Source organism: uncultured Campylobacter sp. (assembly GCF_938045405.1).
GTDB lineage: Bacteria > Campylobacterota > Campylobacteria > Campylobacterales > Campylobacteraceae > Campylobacter_B.
The window spans coordinates 1-10,761 of sequence record NZ_CALIMW010000274.1 but is presented as its reverse complement, the minus strand read 5'-3'; the positions used below and the strand labels follow the sequence as shown (position 1 = coordinate 10,761).

9 protein-coding genes are annotated in these 10,761 nt (G+C 43.8%); 3 read left to right on the top strand and 6 right to left on the bottom strand.

Annotated elements, in window-relative coordinates; genetic code table 11:
* Both Q0140_RS11405 and Q0140_RS11400 read left to right on the top strand, forming a co-directional pair.
* The coding region (locus Q0140_RS11405; RefSeq protein WP_297964689.1) for a glutathionylspermidine synthase family protein at positions 1 to 1,152 on the top strand (1,152 nt) is incomplete at its 5' end.
* Between the two features lie 618 nt (positions 1,153 to 1,770).
* Positions 1,771 to 2,703, top strand: a complete 933-nt coding sequence (locus Q0140_RS11400; RefSeq protein WP_297964687.1) for a D-2-hydroxyacid dehydrogenase — start codon at positions 1,771 to 1,773, stop codon at positions 2,701 to 2,703.
* Positions 2,704 to 2,892: 189 nt separating this feature from the next.
* Here Q0140_RS11400 and Q0140_RS11395 read toward each other — a convergent pair whose 3' ends face one another.
* The gene (locus Q0140_RS11395) at positions 2,893 to 4,038 is read right to left on the bottom strand and encodes a PepSY-associated TM helix domain-containing protein (protein WP_297964685.1); all 1,146 of its coding nucleotides are present in this window, start codon (positions 4,036 to 4,038) and stop codon (positions 2,893 to 2,895) included.
* Positions 4,039 to 4,087: 49 nt separating this feature from the next.
* Positions 4,088 to 6,058, bottom strand: coding sequence for a TonB-dependent receptor (locus Q0140_RS11390; protein ID WP_366112876.1), 1,971 nt, complete (start codon positions 6,056 to 6,058; stop codon positions 4,088 to 4,090).
* A 109-nt stretch (positions 6,059 to 6,167) separates the two neighbouring features.
* Here Q0140_RS11390 and Q0140_RS11385 point away from each other — a divergent pair, with 109 nt between their 5' ends.
* A complete protein-coding gene (locus tag Q0140_RS11385) occupies positions 6,168 to 7,124 on the top strand; it encodes an AraC family transcriptional regulator (protein WP_297964681.1) in 957 nt (318 codons plus the stop codon).
* 219 nt (positions 7,125 to 7,343) lie between these two features.
* Here Q0140_RS11385 and Q0140_RS11380 read toward each other — a convergent pair whose 3' ends face one another.
* The 4 genes from Q0140_RS11380 to Q0140_RS11365 form a co-directional block, all read right to left on the bottom strand.
* Entirely contained in the window at positions 7,344 to 8,147 is an 804-nt protein-coding gene (locus Q0140_RS11380) for a transporter substrate-binding domain-containing protein (RefSeq protein ID WP_177388809.1), read from the bottom strand.
* 15 nt (positions 8,148 to 8,162) lie between these two features.
* A complete protein-coding gene (locus Q0140_RS11375; protein WP_297964679.1) occupies positions 8,163 to 8,966 on the bottom strand; it encodes a transporter substrate-binding domain-containing protein in 804 nt (267 codons plus the stop codon).
* A 67-nt stretch (positions 8,967 to 9,033) separates the two neighbouring features.
* Positions 9,034 to 9,837: a transporter substrate-binding domain-containing protein gene (locus tag Q0140_RS11370; protein ID WP_297964677.1), complete on the bottom strand. Its 804-nt coding sequence runs from the start codon at positions 9,835 to 9,837 to the stop codon at positions 9,034 to 9,036.
* A gap of 20 nt (positions 9,838 to 9,857) precedes the next feature.
* Entirely contained in the window at positions 9,858 to 10,667 is an 810-nt protein-coding gene (locus Q0140_RS11365) for a transporter substrate-binding domain-containing protein (protein WP_297964675.1), read from the bottom strand.
* Positions 10,668 to 10,761 lie beyond the last annotated feature (94 nt).

Sequence of the window (10,761 nt, the reverse complement as noted above, 5' to 3'; positions counted from 1 at the left end):
GAATATCTCGAAAAGCTCGGCTTTTACTGGCACACGGACGCCGACGAGACCTCTTACGTCAGCGACGAGATCGTGCGCGTGAGCGCTGCAGAGGCGGATGCGTATTACGAAGCGGCGAACGAGCTATACGAGATGTTTGTCGCGGCCGCGCAGCACGTCATCGACAACAACCTCTTCCACGAGCTCGGCATCCCCTTCAACCTCGTCGATCTCATCAAACAAAGCTGGGAAAACGAGGTGCACTGGCACCTATACGGGCGCTTCGATTTCGCGGGCGGGCTGGACGGCAAGCCGATCAAGCTGATAGAATTTAACGCCGACACGCCCACGGCGGTGTTTGAGACGGCGATCATCCAGTGGGCGATGCTCAAAGAAAACGGCATGGACGAGGCGAGCCAGTTCAACGACCTTTACGACGCGCTGCGCGATAATTTCAAGCGGCTCGTGGTGCTTGACGGCGAGCTCGAGGACTTTTCTAAATTTTACGAAGGGTGGAAAATTCTATTTAGCAGCGTCGCGGGCAACGTCGAGGACGAAAAGACGACGAAGCTTTTGCAGCAGACCGCCGAGGATGCGGGTTTTAAGACGCGCTTTGCCTACGTGGACGAGGTGGAATTTAACGACGAAGAGGGCGTGTTTTTTGACGGCGAAAACTACGAGTATTGGTTCAAGCTGATCCCTTGGGAGGCGATCGCGATCGAGGAGGGCGAGCTCGCGCTCATCTTAAAAAACATCGTGCAAAATCAAAAGGCGATCATTCTAAACCCCGCATACACGCTGCTTTTCCAAAGCAAGGGGATTATGAAAATCCTATGGGATCTGTATCCGAACCACCCGCTGCTGCTGCAAAGCTCCTTTTCGCCGATCATCGGCAAAAAGATGATCAAAAAGCCGTTTTTGGCGCGCGAGGGGGCGAACGTGGCGATCTTCGACGCAGACGGCAGAAAGATAGAGGAAAACGGCGGCGAATACGGAAATCAGAAATTTTTATATCAGGAATTTTACGAGCTAAACAAAGACGAGCGCGCCCAGAGCTACCAAGCGGGGGTGTTTTTCGCATACGAAGGCTGTGCGCTGGGCTTCCGCAAGGGCGGCGAGATACTTGATAATCTCTCAAAATTTGTGGGGCACTACATCGAGGATGCAAAGTAGCGGCGCAGCAAATTTTATAAAATTTGAGAAATTTTAAGGCGGAGTATTTTGGCGATAGCTTTGGCGATAAGGCTCTGCCGGCGGTAAATTTACCGCTCGGCGGCAGCAAAATTTAACGCTAGGAGGCTACGGCAAAATTTAACGTAGCGGCGCGACCAAAATTCTGCGCGGATAAAATTTTGAGCAGATCAAATTCGCGTGAACTAAAATTCCGCGTAGAGCAAGTTTTGCGCGAGCTAAATTTTAAAATTTAAACGCGAACGGCAGCAGCGATTAAATTTGTCTCTCGCTTCGGCACAAATTGAAATTTTAAATTTAGACGCGGATTTCAGCGGAAGTAAAATTTACCGCTTGCTCCGGCGCGAGTTAGAATTTTAAAATTTAACGCCCCGCGCGCTGCAAGCATTAAATTTCGCGAGGGCAGAATTCGCGATAGTTAAATTTTGCGAGAGTAAATTTTGCAATAATAAAATTTTGCAAGAAATTTCCGCAATAGCTAAATTTGCAGAGTTAAAATTTGCCGTTTAAGCGCTGCACTCCGAATCGCGCAATGGAATTTAACGGCTAAATTTGGCCGCACTGCTACGACTTAAAATTTTAAAACGCAAAGGGGGAAATATGAAAATCGTATGTTTGGATGCCGCGACGCTGGGAAGCGATGCCGATCTTAGCGAGATCGCGAGCTTAGGCGAGTTTGAAAGCTACGAGATGACAGGGCCCGCGCAAACTGCGCAGCGCCTAGCGGGCGCTGACGTCGTCATAACCAACAAAGTCCTAATCACGGACGAGATCATGGCGCAAACCGCACTTAAGCTGATCTGCGTCAGTGCCACGGGCACGAATAATATCGACATGCAGGCCGCGCAGGCTCGCGGTATCGCGGTAAAAAACGTGGCCGGCTATTCGACGAACAGCGTCGTGCAGCAGACATTCGCGTCGCTGTTTGCGCTAACCAACGCGCTCGGATACTACGCGGATTACGGCAGCAGCGGCAAATGGTGCGAGAGCGAAATTTTTACTCACATTGACGCGCCCATCAACGAAATTTACGGCAAAGAATTCGGCGTTATCGGACTTGGACAGATCGGCGAAAAGGTCGCCCGCATCGCCGCTGCGTTCGGCGCAAACGTGAGATACTACTCCACTAGCGGCGCGAACGACAACGGCGAGTTTGCCAGAGTGAGCCTGGACGCGCTTTTGAGGGCATGCGATATCATTTCTATCCACGCCCCGCTAAATGAAAAAACGGCGGGATTGATCGGCGAGGCGGAGCTTGCGAAGATGAAAGAGGGAGCCATATTGATGAATTTCGGCCGCGGCGGCATCGTAGATGAGGACGCGCTGGCTCGCGCCGTGGACGAACGAGGCCTACGCACGGCGCTTGACGTGCTGCAAACAGAGCCGATGAGGGCGGATCATCCGCTTTTGCGCGTGAAAAATCGCCGCAACGTCATCATCACGCCTCACATCGCATGGGCGAGCATCGAGGCCCGCAAACGGCTAATAAAAATGCTCGCGCAGAATATTAGGGATTTTATGAGCGACAAATGAGCGCGGTTGAAACGTCGAAGCAAATTTAATAAAATCAAGATGCGGCGCAAGGCTCACAAAGGCTCTGCACATGGTATTTCAAAGCGCTACACATAAAATTTTATTAACTGAAAAGAAGCGATACTGCTTCGGATAAAATTTTAAATTTACGCCGCGGATAAGCTATCTCTCCGCTTTGAATTCATAGATTTATCTTTTCTTATAAATTCTTTTTATGCTCATCCAAAATCCCGTAACTATAAAGAATAACGCTGAAATCGCCGCTACGCAAAATAAGAACTTGCCCGCCTCGCCGAAGATATAGCCCGAATGCACGCTCAAAACGGCTTTATGTATAGCAAACGGGCGCGGCATGGTGCTTTTCACATCATCATAGCGAGCATGCCGCAAGATGCCCTTTTTAACGTTTACACTCATCGTGTTCATATGCTCTTCGCCCTCTTCGCCTTTATCGAAATAAAAGATCATAAAATTTTCTCCATCTTTTTGGGCGATGATGTTAAAGAATTCGTAGTTTTCACCGCGTTCACGCTTAAAAATATCAAATGCCGTCTGCAAATTTAAAATTTTATCTTCATCCTCGAGCGAAAATCCTCGCACTTCGGTAAAACTCGTTTTTCTAAAAATTTCCTTTTCGCCTAGCGCTCTGTTGGTGATTTTGGCTATCCAATCATACGACCAATAAAGCCCGCTAGCGCTTATCGTAAGCAAAACGGGCAGCAGCAAAACTCCGACCGCGCCGTGCAAGCTATATAAAAACGTGTAACCTCTCGCTTTAAAATTTATCCTAAATGCACGTAAATTTTTCCCTCTAAAGCTAGGATAATAGATCACCACGCCTGAAATTAAGACCAAAATAAACATAACCGTGCTAAGCGCCACGATATTTTTGCCTATTAGCCGCAGAGTTTCGTTTTTGCTTAGCCCAAATCCCAGATTGGTATGTAGGTTTAGTATTACGCCGATAAACGTATCGCCTATGTTTTCCGAAGTAATTTCGCCGCTATAAGGATCTATAAAATATGATTTAAACTCGCCGCTAGAATCTGTGCCAGAAAGCCTAATCGCCTCATTTTTATTGTGAGGAATTCTATAATAACTGAGCGTAAAACCGGGCTTGGCTTTTCTGAAAATATTTAAAATTTCGGCGGGCTTAAGAGCGTCTTTTCCGCTCGGGCTCACGAAAGATTTGCTTTGATTTAACGCATCTATAATCTCGTCGTGATACGAGATAATAGCGCCGCTAAGGGCTACGATTAAGATCGGCACGCAACATATAAGCGTCAAAACAAGATGGACGTTGAACCAAAATTTTTTCCTTTTTAGAATCGCCATTAATTTCCTTAAATTTTAAATCCGCGGACGAAATTTATGCGCCGCGAATTTAAAAGTTCACGTTAAATCCAACCTGCGCCTTCATCCCGTCTACAACCATCATTTGATAATTTCCCGAGCGCGTTAGTACGAATTCGTTGAATATGTTATAAAGCGTAAAATTTAAACTTGCGTCTTTTGTAACTTTATAGCTCGCGCCCAGATCAAAAAGCGTGTATGAGCGGATATCCTCATCGTAGCTTAGGCTATCGCGCGTCCTACTATAATAATTTATTTGCGACCATAAGTTTAGCTTGGAGCTTACGTCGTAATCAAATCCTAGCTTTACCGAATGGATTGGAAAATTATTTAAGGTTTTACCCTTCTCGCTACCCGTTTTTTGCTCGGATTTCGTATAGGCGTAGTTTGCATGCAGCTTCAAATTATCTAAAATTTGATAATCGCTACTTAGCTCTAGACCCCTAACCTCGGCTTCCCCGATATTTATAGTATCCCAAATACCGCGCCTATAAGTTTTGCCGTTATGCACGCAAGGATTTCCCGGTCTTGGACGGCAAATCAATTTGGTAGAAATTCCATCTTTGATTTCGGTATAAAACGCAGTAGCGCTAAAGTTAAATTTATCGTTATCGTCATAAGAAAACCCGCCTTCGTAGCTTATGCTGCTTTCAGGCTTTAAAGAGCTTCTGCCTATCTGCGCTCCCTGACCTCCTGCAAACGGCAAGGCAAGGCCCTCGCTACGCTGCTTAATATCCGGAGTTGAATATCCTGTCGAAACGCCGCCTTTAATAGAAAAGCTTTCGTTTAAACGATAAACGGCATAAGCGCGCGGCGATATATGGCCGCCGTAGTCTTTATCGCGGTTATATCTGATTCCGCCGGTTAGCGTTAAATCATCAGTTAGATAAAAATCATCCTCGCCGTAGATCGAATAATCCCATCTTTTGACATTTGCCTCATCTGCGGTAGTAGCGGCTTCGTTTAATCTCTCGCTTCGGTATTGTACGCCCAAACTCAAAGCATTTGAATCGAAAAAATATGAGCCTTTAGAATTTAGCGTAGTCGTTCTAAGACGCAGATCCTGGGCGCCGCTTTCTTTCATGCTATCGTAATTTGCATAGCTATCTATCATAAACTTATCGTATTTTCCCTGATGAGACAGGCTTGCGGTGTAGCCTTTCATATCCTCTTTCGCAATATCGTTATTGCCTCCAGAGGTTGTTCGCGTACGCCCGTATGTACGCCTAAATTTATTATTTACTTTACGATAATCAAGCGTTACCTCATCATTTTGCGTTACGTTATACATCAGTTTTGCGCCCATATTCGTCTCTTCATTATTTCTATTCGCATAAGGCTCTTTATCCTCTATCTTTTCAAAAAATCTGCCGTAAAGTGCGATACCTAGTACGTCCGGGACGATAGCTCCGTTTAGATAAAAACCCGTTTGATAATCACCTTTTATTTGCGATTTTTTAGCGAAAGTATAGTATCCGTTTACATTGCCGCTAAGCTCATTTGAAAAGCCCTTGGTGATGATATTTATTACTCCGCCCATAGCGTCGCTGCCGTAAAGCGAGCTCATAGGACCGCGGATAACCTCTATACGCTCTATCACATTTGCGGGAGGCAAGAAATTCTGGCTACTGCCAATACTTCTTAATCCTTTATAAGCGCTATCGCTGGTCGCGGGCTTGCCGTCGATTAAAATTTTTGTATACTTTTGAGATAGACCTCTTAGGCTTATGCCTTTTCTCGATGCAGCACCTAGCGTTGCGGTAAAGGCACTCGGCAAGTCCTCTACCATTGCGGAGATATCTTGGTAGTTGCGCTTTTGTATCTCTTTTTGCGTAAGAACGGAGATAGAAGCGGGTGCGTCTTGGATATTTTGCCGATAGCCCGTAGCACTGACTACGGTAATTTCACCCAAATTTACGCTTTTGTCCTGTTTTTCTATCTCACTCGATATCCCGGCTGTCGCTATAGCAGCAATCAGCGATAATTTATATATTGCGCGCACAAACGCCCCTTTTCTTATTAAAATTTAAACTCATTTTACTATAATAAGATATGCATTATCAAGAAATACTAAACGGTAGAGGGATTATTTTAAACGCTAAAGGGATAAGATGAGTAAAGAGATAAGTTTAGATGATTTTTTACAAAAAATATCTAACGACATTGAGCCGTCCAAGCAATGTGGGTATAACAAAACCGAGCTTGAAAGCGAAAGTATAAAATTCGACTTTAGCTCTTTTTATACGGGCGGAGAGATAGGATATTATAGCAGCGATATAATTTGCAGAGATTTTCTTTTGCATCGCCACGAGCGAGGTAGCCGCTATTCATTTTTATTTTTCAATACGGGCGAAAATCCTATCTGCTTCAGATCGGATAAAGATCAATTCGTTTTGAATAAAGGTGAGTTTTGGCTCGGAACTATGCAAAGCAAATTGCGTGGCGTTCACGAGCTTGAAAATAAACACTATAAAAGCTCCTGCATAGCGCTTAGCACCGCTTTTGCAAATGAGCTGGGAATTTTAAAAAATTTGAATTTAGATCAAGCCGTTTGCATGAAGAAATTTAAAATAAGCGCTGTGCAAAATATTATTCTCAAAGAGCTCGAAAATGCCGCGATATACGACGGCAAAATACGCGAAATTTTTATGGAAAGTAAAATTTTAGAGATACTTTATAGAAGTTTTCATAAATTTAATGAGCCCGAAAATACGCTTAGCCTTGATGAAAATCGCATAAAAACAGTTCAAAAAGCAAAGAAAATATTACTCGAAAATATGCAAAATCCACCTAGCATTAAAGAGCTCGCTCATCTTTGCGCTACGAACGAATTTGCACTAAAAAGGGATTTTAAAGCATATTTCGGCACGAGCGTTTATGCGATGCTGACAAATGAGCGGCTTGAGATTGCAAAAGAGCTATTGAGTCTAGATCAAATCAGCGTAAACGAAGCCGCCAAAATGGTCGGATATAATAATTTATCGCATTTTTCTAAAATTTTTAGGACTAAATTTAACGTGCTGCCGACGCAACTGAAAAAGGATATAAAATTTTACTACTCGGATTAGAATTTCGCGCAACCGACTATCTTTTAGAAGCCACACTCTTTCGCAACCGCATATCAAAATCTCATAAAATTTTATATCGCAACCGGACCCGTAAAAATACGGAATTTAAATTATAAATGCCGCTGAAGCCTTGGCGACAAAGCAAGCTGCGATCAAATATCGCAGCTGCGGGTATGTTTGGACGTCAAAGGGCGCCTAAAATTTTAAATACGTCTAAATTTAAAACAGGCTATAAACCTCATCGAGTGTGAAGTGCTTTTTATCGATCTTACCGCCGTAGTATGGCTTGATATCCTCGTCAAAAGCCTTATGGAAAAATTTCGCTTTATACATTTTTACCAGGCTGCTATTGACCGCATCAAGCAGCTCGGTATTGCCCTTAGATAGGGCGACGGCGATATAATCTACCTTGCCAAGGTTGATGATTTTTGCATCCAGCGCGGCATCGTTTCTAGCGTATCCGAGTACGACCGTATTATCGTCGGCAAAGCCTATGCCCTCGCCAGCCTTTAACCTAGCGACGCACTCATTCGCGTCGGTACATGTAGCAATCTCATAGCCCGCGTTTTTGAAGTGCTCCTCGGCAGTTGTGCCCTTAACGCTTAGAATTTTTTTATGCGCGATCTGATCGATTCTTGAAATATTATCATCCTTACGGCTTAGCACGCCAATTTGCACTGAATAATACGGGTAAGAAAAATCGACTTTCTGAACGCGATCTTTTGTGACGGTGAGCTTAGATATGATGAGATCTACTTTGTTTTGCTCCAGTGAGGGAACGCGATCTTTAGATGCTACGGCGATAAAGTCGATTTTGATCTTTTTATTGCCGAATAGATTTTTAACTAACTCATTTGCCAAATCAACCTCAAAGCCCTTTAGCGTGCCGTTATCATCGAAGCTAAACGGAGGCTGGGAATCTTGCAAGCCTATGCGAATTTCGCCTGCTTGCTTGATATCTGCTAATGAGTTAGCGCAAAGCGCGCCAGCACCTAGCAAAATACTTAGTAGAATTTTTTTCATATTTCGTCCTTTGAATTAAAACATTTTATAAAGATCATCTAACAAGAAATATTTTTTCTCAGCCTTTCCCTTGTAAAAAGGATCTATGCTATCGTTAAAAATTTTCTTGAAAAAGCCGTTTTTGCTGAGCTTGACAAGCCCGTCGTTTAAGGCGTTTAGCAAGTCATCGTTGCCTTTTTGCACCGCGATAGCTAAAAAGTCCGATGTGCCTAAATTCTTGATATTTACCTCTACCTTGCGATCTACGACCGAATAGCCCAAAACTACCATATTATCGTCTGCATAGCCGCTGCCGCGACCGGATTTTAATGCACGGAAGCATTCGCTAGAACTAGCGCATGAGATAACTTTAAAGCCTTCCTTATTAAAATAATCAAAAGCCGTAGTGCCAGGCTCTGCTAAAATTTCTTTATCTTGTAAATCGTCTACGGTTTTTATATTATCATCGGTGCGAGTTAGCACGCCGATATTTACGCTAAAGTAGGGATTTGAAAAATCCACTAGCTTCTCGCGCTCTTTCGTAACCGTGATGGCTGCGATATCCAAATCAACTTTGTTATCTTGCACGGCTGTGATACGGTCGTTGCCTAGAGTTACAACATATTCGATTTTGCCACCTTTATCGCCGAAAATTTCTTTCACGAGCTCTTCAATAAGCGAAATTTCAAAACCGCTATATCTTCCATCCTCGGAGACGCTAAGCGGCGGCAGTGAGCCGTCTATTCCGATACGAATGAGCCCTTTTTCTTTGATCTGCGCTAAAGAGTTAGCAAATAACGAACATGAAGCGATTAACAACGCAAATATAATCTTTTTCATAAAATTCCTTTAAATTTTACTAAAATTTCGCAAGCGAATAGAATTTCCCATCCATCGCCGCTTTAAATCAAAACAAGCTGTAAAGATCGTCCAGCAAGAAATACTTTTTATCAATGGTGCCTTTATAAAAAGGCTCAATACTCTCATCAAAAATTTTTGTAAAAAAACCCTTTTTACTTAGCTCAATTAGTCCCGCATTTACCGCGTTAAGCAGCTCGGTATTGCCCTTTTGCACCGCGATGGCCAGGAAGTCCGTCGAGCCTAAATTCTTGATATTTACTTCGACTTTGCGGTCGACTACAGCGTAAGCAAATACAAGTAGATTATCATCGCCGTATCCGTCGCCCTTACCCGATTTTAGATCATTAAAGCATTCATTCGCGCTCGCACACGGTACTACGTTATAGCCCTGTTTCGTAAAGTAATCAAACACAGTAGTGCCGGGCTGCGCCAGTATAGTCTTTCCGTTTAGATCGGAGACCTTTCTGATATTATCGTCGCTACGAGTTAGCACGCCGATATTTACGCTAAAGTATGGATCGGAGAAATCTACCAGCTTCTCGCGCTCTTTCGTAACCGAGATTAGCGCGATATCTAAATCGACTCTGTTGTCCTGCACCGCTTTTATGCGGTCATCGCCTACCGTTACGACATATTGTATCTTGCTGCCTTTATCACCGAAAATTTCTTTAACAAGCCCTTCGATTAAGAGTATCTCAAAGCCGCTATATTCGCCGTCTTTAACGACGCTAAACGGCGGAGACGAGCCATCTATACCGATTCGAATAACCCCTTTTTCTTTGATTTGAGTCAAAGTGTTGCTAAGAAGCGAGCACACAGCCAGCATCAACGCCAAGATTATCTTTTTCATAGCGTCCCCCTTTTTAAAAATTACAGCAAGCTATAAAGATCGTCCAGCAAGAAATACTTTTTCTCTGCAGTTCCTTTGTAGTAAGGCTCGATGAAATTATCGAACGAATTTTTGAAAAAGCCCTCTTTGCTTAGCTTGATTAGCTCGCCGTTTAGAAAATCCAAAAGCTCCGAATTGCCCTTTTTCACGCCGATGGCTAAGAAATCCGAAGCGCCTAAATTTTTGATATTTACTTCAACCTTTTTATCTAATACCGGATAAGCCAGCACGACTAGGTTATCATCGGCATACCCGTCGCCCTGTCCAGCTTTTAGAGCCTTATAGCAGGCGTTTGCGTTATCGCATCTGGCGATATTATAGCCTTGCTTTTCAAAGTATGTTTCTGCGGTACCGCCGCTAAGAACTAAAATAGTTTTATCTTGCAATTCATTTAAGGATTTAATCTTATCTTCGACGCGGGTCAAAATGCCTATATTGACGCTAAAATACGGGGTCGTAAAATCGATCTGCTTCTCGCGCTCCGGAGTTACGGTAAGAGTTGCAATAACCGCGTCGACCTTATCTTCTTGTAGGAATTTTATACGTTGATTTGCAAGCACGGAGGTAAACTCCACCTTTCCGCCCGATGGAAGCATATCTTTAGCGATGGCATTTGCCATATCAACCTCAAAGCCCTGATGCACGCCGTCTTCTATCTTGCTAAACGGCGGCTGCGCGTCATAAACGCCTATTCTAAGCACTCCGCTACTTTTGATCTCGGAGAGCGATCTGGCGCAAAGCGCACTACTAGCTAAAGCTGCGACAAGCAGACTTAAGAGAAATTTCTTCATCCTTTTTCCTTTCTCATAAATAATTTCAAAACCATTGCCACGGCTACGGAAAACCTCAAAATCCCGCCCGAATGGCAAGCAGACATTAAATTCG

What these genes read in the sequence shown, in the direction of transcription:
- Q0140_RS11385 (WP_297964681.1), top strand. Translation starts at nt 6,168, where the DNA reads ATGAGTAAAGAGATAAGTTTAGATGATTTTTTACAAAAAATATCTAAC.
- Q0140_RS11365 (WP_297964675.1), bottom strand. Translation starts at nt 10,667, where the DNA reads ATGAAGAAATTTCTCTTAAGTCTGCTTGTCGCAGCTTTAGCTAGTAGT.
- Q0140_RS11375 (WP_297964679.1), bottom strand. Translation starts at nt 8,966, where the DNA reads ATGAAAAAGATTATATTTGCGTTGTTAATCGCTTCATGTTCGTTATTT.
- Q0140_RS11395 (WP_297964685.1), bottom strand. Translation starts at nt 4,038, where the DNA reads ATGGCGATTCTAAAAAGGAAAAAATTTTGGTTCAACGTCCATCTTGTT.
- Q0140_RS11370 (WP_297964677.1), bottom strand. Translation starts at nt 9,837, where the DNA reads ATGAAAAAGATAATCTTGGCGTTGATGCTGGCTGTGTGCTCGCTTCTT.
- Q0140_RS11400 (WP_297964687.1), top strand. Translation starts at nt 1,771, where the DNA reads ATGAAAATCGTATGTTTGGATGCCGCGACGCTGGGAAGCGATGCCGAT.
- Q0140_RS11380 (WP_177388809.1), bottom strand. Translation starts at nt 8,147, where the DNA reads ATGAAAAAAATTCTACTAAGTATTTTGCTAGGTGCTGGCGCGCTTTGC.